15 protein-coding genes are annotated in these 16,996 nt (G+C 65.5%); 12 read left to right on the top strand and 3 right to left on the bottom strand.

Going from position 1 to position 16,996, the window contains the following annotated elements:
• From QOC69_RS26110 to QOC69_RS26100, 3 genes are all read left to right on the top strand, one after another.
• Positions 1–681: LpqB family beta-propeller domain-containing protein (locus tag QOC69_RS26110; RefSeq protein WP_526445116.1), on the top strand; the 681-nt coding region annotated here is incomplete at its 5' end.
• Between the two features lie 406 nt (positions 682–1,087).
• A complete protein-coding gene (locus QOC69_RS26105) occupies positions 1,088–1,762 on the top strand; it encodes an acyltransferase (protein ID WP_526445114.1) in 675 nt (224 codons plus the stop codon).
• Positions 1,763–1,798: 36 nt separating this feature from the next.
• Positions 1,799–2,965: a hypothetical protein gene (locus tag QOC69_RS26100; protein ID WP_526445112.1), complete on the top strand. Its 1,167-nt coding sequence runs from the start codon at positions 1,799–1,801 to the stop codon at positions 2,963–2,965.
• Between the two features lie 41 nt (positions 2,966–3,006).
• On the opposite strand, the gene QOC69_RS26095 is transcribed toward QOC69_RS26100, so the two are convergent.
• Positions 3,007–4,449: an O-antigen ligase family protein gene (locus QOC69_RS26095; RefSeq protein ID WP_526445110.1), complete on the bottom strand. Its 1,443-nt coding sequence runs from the start codon at positions 4,447–4,449 to the stop codon at positions 3,007–3,009.
• Positions 4,450–4,876: 427 nt separating this feature from the next.
• Between QOC69_RS26095 and QOC69_RS26090 the strand changes: the two genes are divergently transcribed.
• The gene (locus tag QOC69_RS26090; protein WP_526445108.1) at positions 4,877–5,419 is read left to right on the top strand and encodes a YdcF family protein; all 543 of its coding nucleotides are present in this window, start codon (positions 4,877–4,879) and stop codon (positions 5,417–5,419) included.
• A gap of 6 nt (positions 5,420–5,425) precedes the next feature.
• Here QOC69_RS26090 and QOC69_RS26085 read toward each other — a convergent pair whose 3' ends face one another.
• A complete protein-coding gene (locus QOC69_RS26085) occupies positions 5,426–6,172 on the bottom strand; it encodes a class I SAM-dependent methyltransferase (protein ID WP_526445106.1) in 747 nt (248 codons plus the stop codon).
• A 240-nt stretch (positions 6,173–6,412) separates the two neighbouring features.
• On the opposite strand from QOC69_RS26085, the gene QOC69_RS26080 reads away from it, so the two are divergent.
• From QOC69_RS26080 to secA, 3 genes are all read left to right on the top strand, one after another.
• Positions 6,413–7,036: a ComF family protein gene (locus QOC69_RS26080; RefSeq protein WP_526445121.1), complete on the top strand. Its 624-nt coding sequence runs from the start codon at positions 6,413–6,415 to the stop codon at positions 7,034–7,036.
• A 350-nt stretch (positions 7,037–7,386) separates the two neighbouring features.
• Positions 7,387–8,025, top strand: a complete 639-nt coding sequence (hpf, locus tag QOC69_RS26075; protein ID WP_526445119.1) for a ribosome hibernation-promoting factor, HPF/YfiA family — start codon at positions 7,387–7,389, stop codon at positions 8,023–8,025.
• A 191-nt stretch (positions 8,026–8,216) separates the two neighbouring features.
• Entirely contained in the window at positions 8,217–11,027 is a 2,811-nt protein-coding gene (secA, locus tag QOC69_RS26070) for a preprotein translocase subunit SecA (protein ID WP_526445104.1), read from the top strand.
• Between the two features lies 1 nt (position 11,028).
• Here secA and QOC69_RS26065 read toward each other — a convergent pair whose 3' ends face one another.
• Positions 11,029–11,526: an SRPBCC family protein gene (locus QOC69_RS26065; protein WP_526445102.1), complete on the bottom strand. Its 498-nt coding sequence runs from the start codon at positions 11,524–11,526 to the stop codon at positions 11,029–11,031.
• Positions 11,527–11,805: 279 nt separating this feature from the next.
• On the opposite strand from QOC69_RS26065, the gene QOC69_RS26060 reads away from it, so the two are divergent.
• The 5 genes from QOC69_RS26060 to QOC69_RS26040 all read left to right on the top strand — a co-directional run bounded on the left by QOC69_RS26060 (position 11,806) and on the right by QOC69_RS26040 (position 16,939).
• Positions 11,806–13,215, top strand: a complete 1,410-nt coding sequence (locus QOC69_RS26060) for a WS/DGAT/MGAT family O-acyltransferase (RefSeq protein ID WP_353368564.1) — start codon at positions 11,806–11,808, stop codon at positions 13,213–13,215.
• Positions 13,215–13,730: a DUF6912 family protein gene (locus tag QOC69_RS26055; RefSeq protein ID WP_502887327.1), complete on the top strand. Its 516-nt coding sequence runs from the start codon at positions 13,215–13,217 to the stop codon at positions 13,728–13,730. Before QOC69_RS26060 ends, QOC69_RS26055 begins: the two co-directional genes overlap by 1 nt.
• Entirely contained in the window at positions 13,730–15,001 is a 1,272-nt protein-coding gene (locus QOC69_RS26050) for a ferredoxin reductase (RefSeq protein ID WP_502887326.1), read from the top strand. The genes QOC69_RS26055 and QOC69_RS26050 overlap by 1 nt, the downstream gene beginning before the upstream one ends.
• Before the next feature lie 69 nt (positions 15,002–15,070).
• A complete protein-coding gene (locus tag QOC69_RS26045) occupies positions 15,071–16,354 on the top strand; it encodes a fatty acid desaturase family protein (protein WP_526445099.1) in 1,284 nt (427 codons plus the stop codon).
• A 336-nt stretch (positions 16,355–16,690) separates the two neighbouring features.
• On the top strand, positions 16,691–16,939 hold the full coding sequence (locus QOC69_RS26040; RefSeq protein ID WP_353361116.1) for a hypothetical protein: 249 nt from the start codon (positions 16,691–16,693) through the stop codon (positions 16,937–16,939).
• Positions 16,940–16,996: the final 57 nt, after the last annotated feature.

Below are 16,996 nucleotides of genomic sequence, written 5' to 3'. Positions count from 1 at the left end.
GCGTCGGTGGTGACGCTGCGGCCGGGCGCGCCCGACATGGCGTCGTCGCTGTGGGTCGGCCCGGTGGACGGAGACGCGTCCCAGGCACTGGACGGGCGCACGTTGTCGCGGCCCACCTGGTCGCTCGACGACGCGATCTGGGTCGTCGTAGACGGCAACAACGTCGTGCGGGTCATCCAAGAGGCGGCGTCCGGGCAGCCCGCGCGGATCCCCATCGACTCCACCTCCGTGTCCACGCGTTTCCCAGGACCGGTCAACGAATTGCAGCTGTCGCGGGACGGAACGCGCGCCGCGATGGTCATCGAGGGCCAGGTCATCCTGGCCAGCGTCGAGCAGACGCAGGGCGGGCAGTACGCCCTCACCTACCCGCGGCGGCTGGGCTTCGGGCTGGGTGACACCGCGGTGTCGCTGTCCTGGCGCACCGGCGACGACATCGTGGTCAGCCGGACCGATCCCCAGCATCCGGTGTCCTACGTCAACCTCGACGGCGTGAACTCCGATGGCCCGAGCCGCAACCTGCTGGCTCCGGTCACGGCCGTGGCCGCCAACCCGTCGACGGTGTACGTCGCCGATCAGCGGGGCGTGCTTCAGCTTTCGGGATCGGCGGCCGAAGACGACCCGGCGTGGGCGGAGGTCCGGCCGTTGATGAACGCCGGCGCGGTGCCAGTGCTCTCCGGCTGAGTCATCCTGCAATGCATTCGCGGTGCATTCACCATTTCCGCGAATGGGTCCCTTTCCATGTTTTCGGCAACGCCGTCAGGCCGGCAATAGTGGAATGTCTGGTAGTCGGTCGAGTCGGCCGCTCCGTGCTGCTCGCAAACAACACGGCGCCCATGATGCGGGGCCTAGGTCGGAGGGGCGATGCATTTGCGGAGGCGCCGCGACCGAGCAGCCTCGTCCTGTCAGCTACCGCGACAAGGTGTTCCCGCTTGGAGACCGAAAGGACGTTGCCGCATCCGGCCGACCGGGTCGTCATCGTGCCCGACGCTGTCACCCCCTCAGCAATCCTCGGCCTGCGCACGCCAAGTCGTTGGAAGGCATCAGTTACCGCTATTGTTTATCCGGATCGACGAGAGGAACGAGACACGTGTACCCCGAACCCGCCGCCGCTGATCCCGCTGACGTCGCAAGCAAGCTCGCGGCCGCTCCGGATCTCAAGATGCCGAATCTCGAATACGTGCTGGATTCCGACAACCGGGTAGTCGAAATGAAGCTGGAGGGGATGACGTTTCTCCGCCAGCTGCGCAACTACCTTGGAATGGTCGCGTTCAACACGATCATCACCTACATTCCCTCGCACACGATCCGGCAAGGGTTCCTGCGGTTTCTCGGGGCCACGATCGGCAAGGGCTCGACGATCTTTCGCGGCACCACGGTCTTCGATGCGGAGTTCCTGACGATCGGGAATGACACGACCATTGGTTTCCGGTGTTTTCTGGATTCTCGTGCCGGGCTCTGGATCGGTGACAACGTCACGATCGCCAGCGACACTCACATGCTCGGCGGTGGCCACGACATCAATCACCCGGACTTCACGATCGTTCCGATTCCGACGGTCGTCGAGGACTACGTCTGGATCGCCAGTCGTGCGATGATCTTGCCTTCGCACATTCATCGCGGTGCGGTGGTTGCCGCGCAATCATTGGTGAACAAGGACGTCGGTGAACTCGAAGTAGTCGGCGGCGTGCCTGCGAAGGTCATCGCGAAGCGGAATCCCGACGCGCTGCAGTACAGCGCCCATTACCGACCGCTCTTCTTCTGATGGCCTGTTCGGACCCGTTGGACCGACACCACCAGAGTGTCTGAGTTGTCCACGTCGAAAGCCGCCCCGAGCAACAACGTCAAGACCCTGATGGCGATGCTGTGGATGTATGGCGGCCGCGGCGTCGGCATGCTGTGGACGCTGGCGCTCGTCGGGCGCCTCGGCGTCGCCAACTACGGCTTGTACGGCATGGGCTTCGCGCTGTCGGCGGTGGTTGGACCTCCGCTCGACAACTCTTTCCAAGTCCGCGCGATGCGCGAATCCGAAGAACGCTTCCTTGCCGAGCGCACCACGCGATATCTGCTCGGGGCGACGTTGGCAGCGACCGGGGTCGCCCTCATCGGGGTGCAGTACATCGCCTGGTTTGGGCTGGTCGTCGCCGGGGGCGAAATGGCGTGCAACGCATGGCTGAGCCAGTCCGTGCGCGATGGCCATCCTCAGCTCTACTGGCGAGTCGGCACCATCCGGCAAACGGTCAGCGTCGCCCTTGCATGCGCGTACATGTTCGGTACATCCCATCCCACGCTGGCCATCGCGACGATGCTCTATTGCTCGCAATACGTGGTGATCTTCCTCGTCGGCGGCATTCGAATATTCGGGCACCGCCCGGGGATACCCGGGTCGCCCAAACTGATCGCGGCACTCACCGGCGAAATGCTGGGCATGTGTCTGTATCTACAGGGCGACGTCCTGCTCCTGGGATTTCTCACGAACCACACCACCGTCGGCTACTACACACTCACCGTCACCGTGACGGTTGGGCTCGCCGCGGTCGGCCAGGCATTCGGCATGACCTACCACGAACCATTGCGGCTCAGCGGCGGCGACCTGTCCAGCGGCCCACCGCTGCGCACCACGCTGCTCCTCGGCGCTAGCACCGGGCTGCTGGTCCTCATCACCGGAATCGTGCTGCTGATCTCGCCCGCGCCGACCGAGCTCGCCGTCGCCATGCTCATCATGGCCGCCTTCTGCGCCATGCGTACGACCAGTTCGATTCTGCAGGTGATCCTCTACGCGCAGCGGCGCGACCTGGTCCGGCTGGCCGCCAACCTCGGCCTGGTACCGGTCAAACTTGGCCTGGTCGCAGTGCTCGCGCTGGCCGGCGCCGGGGCGATCGGCGCGGCGATTGCGACCGTCATCACCGACGCGATACTCCTGGCCATCTACCTGACGGCGATCTACCGCCGGAAGGCGAAGACCTAACCGAGGCAATCGGTGGAAGCGTTGCTGCGCAGAGGTATTCGCTACTGCAGCACGTATCGGTGCGAGGGGCCAGACGCCATGTCGTCGGCATCCTCCGGCGCGCGCTTCGATGGATCGGAGGACTGACGTGATCGATCCACGTAGACCAGGAAGACCAGGAAGATCCCGAACACCGCCGTCATCTGAGGGATGTCCACCACAGGATGGTCGAGTTGCAGTGCCACGACACAGAATCCGATGAACACGCCGCCGTACAGCGCAGCAGGCAGTGAGTCCGAGCGCAATGCCCGATAACCCATGACGCAGCCGATGACGAGCACCGCCACGAAGATCAAGCCGGCGATCATCCCTGCGCGATAGGCGGCGATCAATGGGGCGTTGGAGACGAAGTTCAAGTTGAAGGCGAAGCTACCGTCGACGAATTCCCTTCGGCCCCAGCCGAGCCCGAAGATCCAGTGGCCCGACATGTTGTGCGGCCACGCGGCCAACGACCTCCAGCGATCCTGGGCCCCCTGGTCGTCGCTGCCGAAGGAGGTAAGGATGCGGGTGCGGATGGCGGGCACCAGCAGCGCGCTTGCCATGCCCAACGCGATGGTTCCCACCATGATCACGCGATGGCGGGCGCGCATGGCGTGGAAGAGCGCCACCAGGACGACGCCCACCAGCACGCTGAAGATCGCCGCTCGGCTCAAGGTCAGCAGGATGGCGACGGAAAGGATGGCCGTCACGGCTACCCGCATCCTGCCCTTGAGCAGGACGATGCCCATCACCAGCGCAGGCACCAACCCAATTCCAGCCATGTTCGGATCGACCCATGTTCCACCGAGTCGGGTGAACCTGCTCTGCCCCTCGTCGGTGAACACGAATCGGCCGGTCGCCTCGCGGTCGTAATCGAAGATGTGCAGAATCTTGATGAACCGATGCTGCGGGTCCGCCGCCACGATGGCGATGCCGAAGAGTGCGTTGACCGTCGCGGCGTAGACGTAGATGCGTCCGAAGCGCGCCAGATTTTCTCGGGACAGGCGCAGCAACGCGATCATCACGAGCGTGGCGATGACCCACCTGACGAACACGGTCACGTCGACGATGTTGCGGCCAGTGAAGATCAGCGACACCCCCGAAGCGAGGATCAGCAACACCACGGCCTTTTCCAGCGGATGAAGTGGCACTGGATCGGACGCCTTGTGCACGGCGGCCGCGAGCACTACGCCTGCGGCGAACGGCAAATAAAGCGGGACGTGGACGCCGGGGAAGTATCCGAACGGCAGCGCGCCCAGCACCACCGCCAAACCCCAGAACAGCCATAGCGGGTGGCGCACGCCGACGTAGATGCTGACGATCAGCGCGATCACCCCCGCCAGGGCGAGCTTCGCGATCAGGCCACCTCCGACTGCCAGAACTGCGACGACGGGGCAAACCACCACGGCAGCGATCCCAGCAACCTTGTCGGTGCGCGAGCTCATACCAAGTGTCACGGCTTCCATCCTCGCATTGACTTCGCTGAATGCAATAATCGACGCGACTATCGCGATGCGCTGTCGCTACGACTGCCAGCTATTGTATTTGGTAGCGCTGGGGACCGCGCGAGCGAATGACGTTCCGTCGCTCATCGGGCCAATATCCGAGCATACTTCGACAGTTCTGATGGGTCGTCCTGGTTGCGATCGCGATGGACGCCGTGATTGGAAGGGCGAGGGCGCCGTGGGCCCGCACGGTAAACGCGCTGGCGCGCAACCCCGCACCGCGTTCCGTGCCAGTCCGCGCTCCTCGATCGATGACGAAGCCGACGGGTACGACGAAACGGCAGGCCAGCGGGAGCTGGTGCCAAGCGATAGGGTCGATTCATTGAACACATGTGCGCCGACGACCTGGCGGAGTATGCGGCTGGCTAACGTTCGCCCGGCGATCCTGGTGGCAGGCGCGGTAGTCGTTGCGCTCCTACTGCTGATCGGGATCAGTGGGTACTTCGTGTTCACCAACGCATCGGCGGACCCGTTGCAGCGGGCGGACGCCGTCGTGGTGCTCGGTGGCGAACACGACGGGCGGGAAGACTACGGGATCAGCTTGGCCCGCTATGGGTGGGCGCCAACGGTGGTGCTGTCCAACCCCTACCCCGCCTCGGACCCCGTCATGCAGCGGGTGTGCACCGAGGCGACCGGCGGCATCGAGGTTCTGTGTGAACGCCCGTCGTCGCTGACGACCCGCGGAGAGGCGGAAATGATGCACCGTCTTGCCACCGAGCGATCCTGGCGCAGGATCATCGTCGTGACGTGGAAGCACCACATCCCACGTGCCAGATTGGTCTTCCGGCAATGCTTTTCACCTGATCCCAGCAATGTGGTGATGGAGGCGGTCCCGCGCCAGTACGAGTTCTCGGCGCCGCATTGGGAGTTCGTCTACGCCTACCAGTACTTCGCTCTGGCGAAGGCGTTCGTCCAAGGTGACTGCGGCTGACCGCTCTTAGGCCGGCTTGCGCATGACGACCGTGGCGAAGCTGGTGAGTGGACGGACCGGATGCTGAAGCAGGAAGCTCGTCTTGGCGCGCTCCAACGAATTCAGTAGCGGAATCCGTTGGTAGTAAAGGTGTCCGAAGGCCGCGTCCCACTGCTCGACTTCGAATCCCGCGCTCTCATAGCGCTTGATGGCCCGCTTGGTGGGGCCAGTGCACCAACGGTAGTACGCAGGAAACTTCTGGTGCTTGGGGTTTTCGAGACGTCCCGGCTGGACCTTGCGAAGCAACGATCGAGTCAGGTCCTCAGGGACGAGCCGGTTGATCACGAAGGGCAGGGTGTAGAGCGTGGGGAAGAAGTGCACCGACAATCCGCCAGGCCGCAGCAGTTTGAAGCAGTTCTCGTGGAAGACCCGAGCGTTGGGTAGGTGCTCGCACAGCATCTTCGAAAAGACGAGGTCATAGGAACCTTCCTCGCCCTGGATCGGCTGGCAGAGGTCGGCTACGCGTGTCTGGACGTCACCCTCGGCCTTCGCGAGCTCGTCCGCCGAGATGTCGAGGACGACGCGTTGCTGAATGAAGCCCCACCTCTCCGCGTCGCCGACGATCGGATTGGCTCCACCTCCGAGCTCTGCCACGGAGCTGGCGCCTTCACGCTTCGCTAGGTCCAGCACGAGCTGGTCATAGGCCTGCCAGAGTTCATCCAAACCCGTGTAGGAGACCTTGGCTTCGCTCCCCATGTCCACACTCACGTCCACGCTCCAAGTTGTAGGCTGCAGCAAAGCATACATCGACGATGACACCGCTGCTGAATCGTGGTGGGGTGAGACGGCGTCTCACCAATCGGCAGGTGAACGATCGAATTCGCCAGGAAACTACGGGAAACGGGGAGTGCTCTCAGCATTCTCTTGGCTACCTACGGGAACCGTTGAGCCCCTGCAGCGGCAAACGGGGCTCTCGGGCAAACCGTCAGACCCCGGCGACAGACTGCAGGAGTGCTGTTCGACCTCGTCCTCCCGATGGAGTGCGGCGGCTGTGGCGCGCCGTCGACGCGGTGGTGCGACGCCTGCGCGGGGACGCTGATGGTCAGGACCGACGAGCCGGTCCTGGTGACGCCGCGGCTCGACCCCGGCGTACCCGTCTTCTCCCTGGGCCGCTACGCGGGCGTCCGTCGCGAGGCGATCGTCGCGGTCAAGGAACGCGGCCGCACCGATCTCATCGGCCCGCTGGCCGCGGCACTTCATGCCGGGCTGACCCACCTGCTCGCCTGGGGCATCGTCGACGGTCCGCTGACGCTGGTGCCTGCGCCCACCCGACGGTCGGCCGCCCGGCGCCGTGGCGGGGACCCGGTCACCCGGATGGCGCTGGCCGCCGGACCGCCCGCTACGACGGTTTCGCAGGTACTGCGGATGCGGGCGTTCACCCGTGACTCGGTGGGACTCTCGGCAGGCGGCCGACAGCGCAACATCGCGGGTCGGGTCATGCTGCGGCGGCCGGTCGGGGGCGAGGTGCTGCTGGTGGACGACGTCGTCACCACCGGTGCCACCGCGGATGAATCGGTACGGGTCCTGCAAACTGCCGGCGCCCGGGTGACGGCCGTGCTGACCATCGCGCACGCATGAAGACCCGCGTGCCTGGCCCGTCGACGGATGCGCCAATTACTACGAGGTCAAACCAACGTGAAGAGTTCAAAACACGTGCGCGAATTTAGTGGCACTGGCAGGTGAACACGGACTACCGTCGGGGCCAACCACCCGTGAGTGCCTCACGGCGGCGTTGACGACAAGCAACGCCACCACGCCTGACAGCGGTAGGAGGTGAGTTTTCGACACCTTGCGCCGGTGGTCGGCGGGATTCAGGCCCCTTCGGCGCGTTTTCTGCGACAAGCCGGGCACGCTGCGTGCGTGCGACGCCGAAGAGAATCGAGTTGCCAAGTATGTCAACCCAATCCGTGGACACCGACCATTCGACGATGGTCGCGGTCGACGACGAACCCGTAGCCGCGCTTCGCGCCGAGGTCGTCGTCAAGGGCCGAAACGTCGAGATCCCCGATCACTTCCGCACCTACGTCTCCGAGAAGCTGTCGCGCCTGGAGCGCTTCGATCGCACCATCTACCTATTCGACGTCGAGCTCGATCACGAGAAGAACCGGCGTCAACGCAAGAACTGCCAGCACGTCGAGGTCACCGCCCGTGGGCGAGGTCCGGTCGTCCGCGGCGAGGCCTGCGCCGACAGCTTCTATGCAGCCTTGGAGTCGGCGGTCTGCAAACTCGAGAACCGGCTGCGCCGCAGCAAGGACCGCCGCAAGATCCACTACGGCGACAAGACGCCGGTATCACTGGCCGAGGCCACCGCGGTCGCCCTCCCGCCGCAAGCCCCTGCGCCCGCACAGGACGCAGCGGCCACCGACCGTTTGGCCGACGATCACGAACCCGGCCGGATCGTGCGTACCAAGGAGCATGCCGCCAAGCCGATGAGCGTCGACGACGCGCTGTACGAGATGGAACTGGTCGGCCACGACTTCTTCCTGTTCCACGACAAGCAGAGCGACAAGCCGACCGTGGTGTACCGACGGCACGCCTACGACTACGGCTTGATCCGGCTGGCCTAGTTCCAGCTGGCCCGAGCCATGCGGGCCCATCCGGCCCGCTGCCGATCACCGGCGCCGAACGGTCGCGCGCAGCGGCGTCGGCTGCGCCGGACCGGCCCATCTGGCCTGCTTACGCTGGCTGGTTAGGTCAGTCACCTACCATGGAACTTTGACAATCCACGAGTTCCATCGAGCCCACAGGGGAAGTTAGCGTGCTGTCGAAGTTGCTCCGCCTTGGTGAAGGCCGCATGGTCAAGCGCCTCAAGAAGGTCGCGGAATATGTGAACACCTTGTCCGACGACATGGAGAAGCTGTCCGACGCCGAGCTGCGCGCCAAGACCGCCGAGTTCAAGAAGCGCGTCGCCGACGGGGCGGAACTCGACGACCTGCTGCCCGAGGCGTTCGCGGTGGCCCGCGAGGCGGCCTGGCGCGTGCTCGACCAGCGGCCGTTCGACGTCCAGCTGATGGGTGGCGCCGCCCTGCACTTCGGCAACGTGGCAGAGATGAAGACCGGCGAGGGCAAGACGCTCACGTGCGTCCTGCCCGCCTACCTCAACGCCCTCTCCGGCAAGGGTGTGCACGTCGTCACCGTCAACGACTACCTGGCCAAGCGCGACAGCGAGTGGATGGGCCGCGTGCACCGGTTCCTCGGTCTGGACGTCGGCGTCATCCTGTCGCAGATGACGCCCGACGAGCGCCGGGTCGCCTACGGCGCCGACATCACCTACGGCACCAACAACGAGTTCGGCTTCGACTACCTGCGCGACAACATGGCGCACTCGGTCGAGGACATGGTGCAGCGCGGACACAACTTCGGGATCGTCGACGAGGTCGACTCCATCCTGATCGACGAGGCCCGCACCCCGCTGATCATCTCCGGTCCCGCCGACGGCGCTTCCAACTGGTATCTCGAGTTCGCCAGGATCGCCCCGCTGATGGAGAAGGACGTCCACTACGAGGTCGACCTGGCCAAGCGCACCATCGGCGTGCTCGAGATCGGCGTCGAGTTCGTCGAGGACCAGCTCGGCATCGAGAACCTCTACGAGGCCGCGAACTCGCCGCTGGTCAGCTACCTCAACAACGCGATCAAGGCCAAGGAGCTGTTCCTGCGCGACAAGGACTACATCGTCCGCGACGGCGAAGTGCTCATCGTCGACGCGTTCACCGGCCGCGTGCTGCTTGGCCGCCGCTACAACGAGGGCCAACACCAGGCCATCGAGGCCAAGGAACACGTCGAGGTCAAGGCCGAGAACCAGACGCTGGCCACCATCACCCTGCAGAACTTCTTCCGCCTCTACGACAAGCTCGCCGGCATGACCGGCACCGCTCAGACCGAGGCCGCCGAGCTGCACGAGATCTACGGCCTCGGCGTGGTGTCGATCCCGACCAACAGGCCGATGGTCCGCACCGACCAGTCCGACCTCATCTACAAGACCGAAGAGGCCAAGTACATCGCCGTCGTGGACGACGTGGTCGAGCGCTACGAGGCGGGTCAACCGGTCCTGATCGGCACCACCAGCGTGGAGCGCTCGGAGTACCTGTCCAAGCAGTTCGCCAAGCGGCGGGTCCCGCACAACGTGCTGAACGCGAAGTTCCACGAGCAGGAGGCCAACATCATCGCCGAGGCCGGGCGGCGCGGTGCGATCACCGTTGCCACCAACATGGCCGGCCGCGGCACCGACATCGTGCTCGGCGGCAACGTCGACTTCCTCGCCGACAAGCGGCTGCGCGACCGCGGCCTGGATCCCATCGAGACGCCCGAGGATTACGAGGTCGCGTGGGACGAGGTGCTACCGCAGATCAAGGCAGAAGTGGAGGACGAGGCCGAGAGCGTGAAAGAGGCCGGCGGCCTCTACGTGCTGGGCACCGAGCGGCACGAGTCGCGGCGCATCGACAACCAGTTGCGCGGCCGCTCGGGCCGCCAGGGCGACCCGGGCGAATCACGCTTCTACCTGTCGTTGGGCGACGAGCTGATGAAGCGGTTCAACGGCGCGACGCTGGAGTCGCTGCTCACGCGGCTCAACCTGCCCGACGACGTGCCGATCGAGGCCAACATGGTCACGCGCGCCATCAAGAGTGCGCAGACACAGGTCGAGCAGCAGAACTTCGAGGTCCGCAAGAACGTCCTCAAGTACGACGAAGTGATGAACCAGCAGCGCATGGTCATCTACGACGAGCGTCGCCGCATCCTCGAAGGAGAGAACCTCGCCGAGCAGGCCCACAAGATGCTCATCGACGTGGTCACCGCCTACGTCAACGGGGCGACCGCAGAGGGCTACTCCGAAGACTGGGACCTGGAATCGCTGTGGTCGGCGCTGCGCACGCTGTACCCCGTCGGCATCGATCACCACGATCTGATCGACTCCGACGCGGTGGGTGAGGCGGGCGAGCTGACCCGCGACGAGCTGCTCGACTCGTTGATTGAGGACGCCGAGCGCGCATACGCCGAACGCGAGAAACAGCTCGAGGAGATCGCAGGCGACGGCGCGATGCGGCAGCTGGAACGCAACGTGCTGCTCAACGTTCTTGACCGCAAGTGGCGTGAGCACCTCTACGAGATGGACTACCTCAAGGAGGGCATCGGGCTGCGGGCGATGGCGCAGCGTGACCCGCTGGTCGAGTACCAGCGCGAAGGCTACGACATGTTCGTCGGCATGCTCGAGGGGCTCAAGGAAGAGTCGGTGGGCTTCCTGTTCAACGTCACCGTGGAAGCCGCGCCTGCGCCTACCGTGGCGCCGGTCGCCGCGCCTTCCGGGTTGGCCGCATTCGCCGCGGAGGCCGCGGCCAAGGCTCAAGAGGGTGCTGTGGCCACCAAGGAGCGTCCGGCGGCGTTGCGCGCCAAGGGAATTGAAAGCGATGCGCCGCCGCTGACCTACACAGGACCCTCCGAGAACGGGTCGGCGGAGGTGCAACGATCCAGCGGCGGCCCCAAGCACGCCGCACCCACCAGCGGCAGTCGGCGGGAGCGCCGTGAAGCCGCGCGTCAGCAGGCCAAGACGGCCAAGCACAGCCGCAGGCGCTAGCTCACGGTTCGACGAGCGCGGCGATGCGCTCCAGCGTGGCGCGCATGCCGTCCTCGGCTTGCTTGGGCATCGAGCCCATCCTGAGCATGGGCCGCTGCCGGTCCTGCGAGACGTCCCATGTCTCGCGCACCAGCGTGCCTTCCCCCTGCCCTTCGGGCGGGAGGTGGCCCCGAGTCGGCCGGGCGCAGCTCGTAACGCCAGATCCGCCGCCGATCAGACCGCCGGGGCCGATGGTGGTCTTCCATGCGATGCGACGGTCGGGCTCGAATTCGATGACGGTGTTGGTGGTGCGGTACGGCAGGAACAACGACTCCGGCCGGCCCCGCATCGACATGCCGAACTTCGAGCCAAGCGACAACGGCGCCGACTTCTCCGTGGAATGGTCCACTGTGCCCGATCCGTGGAAGCTGGAATGGCTTCCGGCATCGGCGATCAAGGCGAAGATGTCGGCGGCCGGCGCGTTGATGACCCGCTCGACGCCGACGGTGTTTCCTTGCACGTCTGTAACGCTAGCCGCCTCAGCCGATCTGCAGGACGACACGAGCGGACGCCGTGTGTGACGGTCCTGCGACGGTGCTCTGCAGCGTTCGGCGCGACACGGACGGCATCTGCTGGAGAGTCGCGGACCCATTCATGGTCCCACGGCCGGCACCCCTTCATGCACCCGTAGTGCGCGACAGGAGAATCGGCCGATAACCTCTCGGGGGGTTCATTGAAAGCGACAAAAGGGCAACCGCGGCCGAGCCGCGCATCAGGCCAGGGGGAGGGTGACGCCGCAATGGTCAGCAGGTTGTCGGCGTCGGACGCGTCGTTCTATCACCTGGAAGACAGCTCAACCCCGTTGTACGTCGGCACGCTGTCGACCCTGCGCAAGCCGCGCAACGGATTGAGTTATGAAACCTTGCTGGCCACTGTCGAACAACGGCTCCCGCAGATCCCGCGCTATCGCCAGAAGGTGCGCGAAGTCACCCTGGGCCTGGCCCGCCCGATGTGGGTCGACGACCGCGACTTCGACATCACCTATCACATCAGACGGTCGGCGCTACCGGCGCCGGGCAGCGACGCGCAGCTGCACGAGCTGATCGCCCGGCTCGGCTCGCGGCCACTGGACAAGTCGCGGCCGCTGTGGGAGATGTATCTGATCGAGGGCCTGGCCCGTAGCCGCGTCGCGATCTACACCAAATCGCACCAGGCGCTGGTGAACGGCATGACGGCGCTCGAGATCGGCCACGTCGTCGCCGACCGCACCCAGAAGCCGCCGGCGTTCGGTGAGGACATCTGGATCCCTGCGCGTGAGCCGAGCGACCGTCAGCTATTGCTCGGCGCCGTCGGCGAATGGATCACCCGTCCCGCCGAGCAGCTTGGGGCTGTGCGCTCGGCGGTGACCGAGGTGGCGACCAACGCCGGTCAGCTGGTCGAGGTCGGGCGCCGGTTCGTCGCCGCCGCGCGCACCGTGGCCCGCGGCACCGCGCCGAACAGCCCGCTGAACAAGACCGTGTCGCGCAACCGCCGATTCACCGTGGCCGGCCATCGGCTGGACGACTATCGCTTGGTGCGGGCGCGCTACGACTGCGACGTCAACGACGTCGTGCTGGCCGTGGTGGCCGGGGCACTGCGGAACTGGCTGATGTCGCGCGGCGAGCCGGTGACGGCGATGACGACCGTTCGCGCGATGGCCCCGATGTCGGTCTATCCGGACGCGGACCTCGATACGACAGGGCCGGGGCAGGCGATCAGCGAGGTATCGCCGTTTCTGATCGACCTGCCGGTCGGTGAGGGCAACGCGGTGGTGCGGCTGTCGCAGATCGCCCATGCCACCGAGTCGCATCCGACCGCGGCCAGCCTCGTCGATGCCAGGACCATCGTCACGCTGTCAGGATTTGCGCCACCGACGTTGCACGCCATGGGAATTCGCGTTGCGACCAGTTTCTCTGCGCGCCAGTTCAACCTGCTGATCACCAATGTGCCCGGCGCGCAGAAGCAGATGTTTGTCGCGGGCACCAAACTGCTGGAAACCTATGCGGTTCCGCCGCTGCTGAACAATCAGGTGCTGGCGCTCGGGGTGACGTCCTACAACGGCATGCTCTATTTCGGCATCAACGCCGACCGCGATGCGATGAGCGACGTCGACGTACTGCCCTCGCTGCTGCGCGAATCGCTGGATGAACTGCTGGAGGCCGCGCAATAATCGCCTACAGTCGCCTCGTGCGTGTCTACGTCCCGGCGACCTTGGCCATGCTGCAGCAGCTCGTCGCCGACCGATCGCTGCGTGCCCGCAACGGCACCGCCTTCGCTGTGACGCCGACGCTGCGCGAGGCCTACGCCGAAGGCGACGACGACGAGTTGGCCGACGTGGCCCTGCGCGACGCCGCAGTGGCGTCGTTGCGGCTGTTGGCCGGCGAGGGGATATCCAGTTTGCCGCCGCGGCGAGCTGTGGTGGTCGCTGAGGTCGAGGGTGCGACGGCCCGTCCGGATCTGGACGACGCGGTGGTGCGGCTGTCGGAGCCGATCGCCTACGACCAGGTGGTCGCCGCCTACGTCGACAACGCCGACGCCGAGTCCGCGGTTGTTCCGGCGATCGAGGCTGTCGACGCCGCTGACCTGGGGCAGGAGGACGCTGAATTCATTGTCGGCGACGCGCAGGACCACGATCTTGCCTGGTATGCGCCGCAAGAACTGCCGTTCCTTCTCGAGTTGTTGTGATGCTTCTCCATTGGCTCAGGCGCAGAACCTACGGTACCGTAGGTTATGTCTCCCGGACGACGGGTGCCGCAATCCTGAAACTGGGGCAGGAGCTTTCGTTGGGTAAGAAATACAGCAGCAGCAGGCCCGCGGCCCTGCTCGCGGACACCGTGCGGCCTACCATCGCCGGCGCCGGTAAGCATCGCGGCTGGGACACCGCGCGTGCGATCGCCGAGCGGATCACCACACCGTTGTTGCCCGACGACTATCTCAAGCTCGCGAACCCGTTGTGGTCTGCGCGGGAACTGCGTGGTCGGGTGCTTGAGGTGCGTCGCGAAACCGTCGACTCCGCGACCCTGGTCATCAAGCCGGGGTGGGGCTTTTCCTTCGACTATCAGCCCGGCCAGTACATCGGGATCGGCGTGTTGGTCGACGGGCGCTGGAGGTGGCGGTCGTATTCGTTGACGTCCAGCCCGGTAGCAGGAGCCGCCGGGCCGGCGACATCCAATTGGGGCGGCCGCATCATCACCATCACCGTCAAGGCCATGCCCGAGGGGTTCCTGTCGACCCACCTGGTCGGCGGGGTAGCGCCTGGCACGATCGTGCGGCTGGCCGCGCCGCAGGGCAACTTTGTGATGCCCGACCCTGCGCCGGCCTCGGTGTTGTTCATCACAGCCGGCTCCGGCATCACGCCGGTGATGTCGATGCTGCGCACCCTGGCCCGTCGCGACCAGGTCACCGATGTGGTCCACTTGCATTCGGCGCCAACCGAATCCGATGTGTTGTTCGCCACTGAACTGGCAGGGATGCAGACCGGTCACGAGGGATATCGGCTGCGGCTGCGGTCCACCCGTACTCAGGGTCGTCTGGATCTGTCCCGGCTGGGCGATGAGGTGCCCGACTGGCGGGAGCGCCAGACCTGGGCGTGTGGGCCCGAGGGCATGCTCAACGACGCCGAGCGGGTTTGGCATGCGGGCGGCATCGCTGACCGGCTCCACCTCGAGCGCTTCGCGGTGTCCAAAGCCGGGGCGCACGGCCAGGGCGGCACGGTGGCGTTCGCACGCAGTCAGAAGACGCTCACCGTGGACGGGGCGACACCATTGATGGACGCCGGCGAGAGCGTCGGCATCCAGATGCCCTTCGGCTGCCGGATGGGCATCTGTCAGTCGTGCGTGGTCGGGCTGCTCGACGGCCACGTTCGCGACCTGCGGACCGGTGCCGAGCACGAACCGGGCAGCCGGGTCCAGACGTGTATTTCTGCAGCGTCCGGCGATTGCGTGCTGGACGTTTAGACTTTACTGACTGGTAACCTACGGCTTCGTAGGTTACGGTATCGTAGGTCTACGAAGGGAGGAAGAACAATGGCAATTACCGACGTACCGGCATTCGCGCATCTCACCGACGCCGACATCGAAAGCCTGGCTGTCGAGCTCGACGCGATCCGCCTGGACATTGAAGACTCCCGGGGCGAGCGCGACTCGCGCTACATCCGCCGCACCATCGCCGCCCAACGTGCTCTCGAGGTCGTCGGCCGGCTCATGCTGGCCGGGAGCTCGCGACGCTCCGCGTGGTGGGCAGGAACCCTGACCCTGGGCGTGGCCAAGATCGTCGAAAACATGGAGATCGGCCACAACGTCATGCACGGCCAGTGGGATTGGATGAACGATCCCGAGATTCACTCCTCGACGTGGGAGTGGGACATGAGCGGGGCGTCCAAGCACTGGCGGTTCACCCACAACTTCATGCACCACAAGTACACCAACATCCTCGGCATGGACGACGATGTCGGCTACGGCGTGCTCCGTGTCACCCGCGACACGCCGTGGAAGCCGTTCAATCTCTCCAACCTGCTGTTCAACACCATCCTGGCGCTCGGCTTCGAGTGGGGAGTCGGGTTGCAGCACCTGGAACTCGGCAGGATATTCAAGGGCCGCGACGACCGTGATGCCACCCTGGTGCGGGTGCGCGAATTCTCGGCGAAGGCCGGCCGGCAGCTATTCAAGGACTACGTCGCGTACCCGGCGGTGACGTCGCTGTCGCCAGGCGCGACCTTCAAGTCCACGCTCAAGGCCAACGCGGTGGCCAACGTCATCCGCAACGTCTGGTCCAACGCGGTGATCTTCTGCGGCCACTTCCCCGACGGCGCAGAGAAATTCACCAAGACCGACATGGTCGGCGAGACCAAGGGGCAGTGGTATCTGCGGCAGATGCTCGGCAGCGCCAACTTCGAGGGCGGACCGGCACTGCGGTTCATGAGCGGCAATCTGTGCCACCAGATCGAGCATCACCTCTATCCGGACCTGCCGAGCAACCGGTTGCACGAGATCTCGGTACGGGTTCGCGAGGTGTGCGACAAGTACGACCTGCCGTACACGACGGGTTCGTTCCTGCTCCAGTACGGCAAGACCTGGCGGACCATCGCCAAACTGTCGCTGCCCGACCGCTACCTGCGCGACTCCGTCGACAATGCTCCTGAGACCCGCAGCGAGCGGATGTTCACGGAGCTGGAACCTGGGTTCGGGGTTACCGATCCGGCCACCGGTCGCCGTCGCGGTCTGAACACCGCCATCGCCACTGTGCGCGGCTGGCGCCGCGCCAGGCGGGCCGACAAGCTGGCGGCCAAGCGCACCGACCTGGCTGCCTGACTGCCTGACTGCCGCCTCGAACCTGCGGGCAGATCGCCATTTCGCCCGCACGGGAAACGCGATCTCCTACGCAGGTTCGGCGACCTTTTGACGTCGCCAGGCGCTGACTAACCGACCGCATAGCCCGCCGAAACATGGGCCCTCCGACACTTAGGCCCCTCCGAGCGGGGGCCCTTTTTCATGTGCCGGTTCCCCCGATCGGGGGACAAGCGATTCCCCCTGTGCTCCGGCCGATCACCGGACATACACCGTGCGCTGGCCGGGCCATTCTTAAGTCATCGCCGGAACTTACCGGCGCAGGACGCGAAACGCCAACTCGCCCAGGAGAACTCAGAAATGACCACCATCACCCGCACCTTCACCCGCTACTTCGCTCTGCCGATCGTCTCGGCCGGAATCATCGGCGGCGCGGCCCTTGGTATGGCCGGCATGGCGAACGCGGCCACTCAGACTCAGCCCACCGGCCCGGGCTACTCATACGCCCCGAGCGTCAAGGCCCACCCTGCGCCCGAGGCGCAGCCGGGCTGGCACGGCCACCGCGGCGTGAACCACGTCGAGCGCGTTGTCCCCGGCTACACGCGCTGATAGACCCACCCACAGAGGCCCTCCCCGACATGGAGAGGGCCTCACTTTGTGCAGTCT

The sequence above is a fragment of the Mycobacterium sp. genome (assembly GCF_032162105.1).
In the GTDB taxonomy this organism is placed as follows: Bacteria; Actinomycetota; Actinomycetes; order Mycobacteriales; family Mycobacteriaceae; genus Mycobacterium.
The sequence above is the reverse complement of the archived record's forward strand: the minus strand, read 5'-3'. Positions and strand labels throughout refer to the sequence as shown.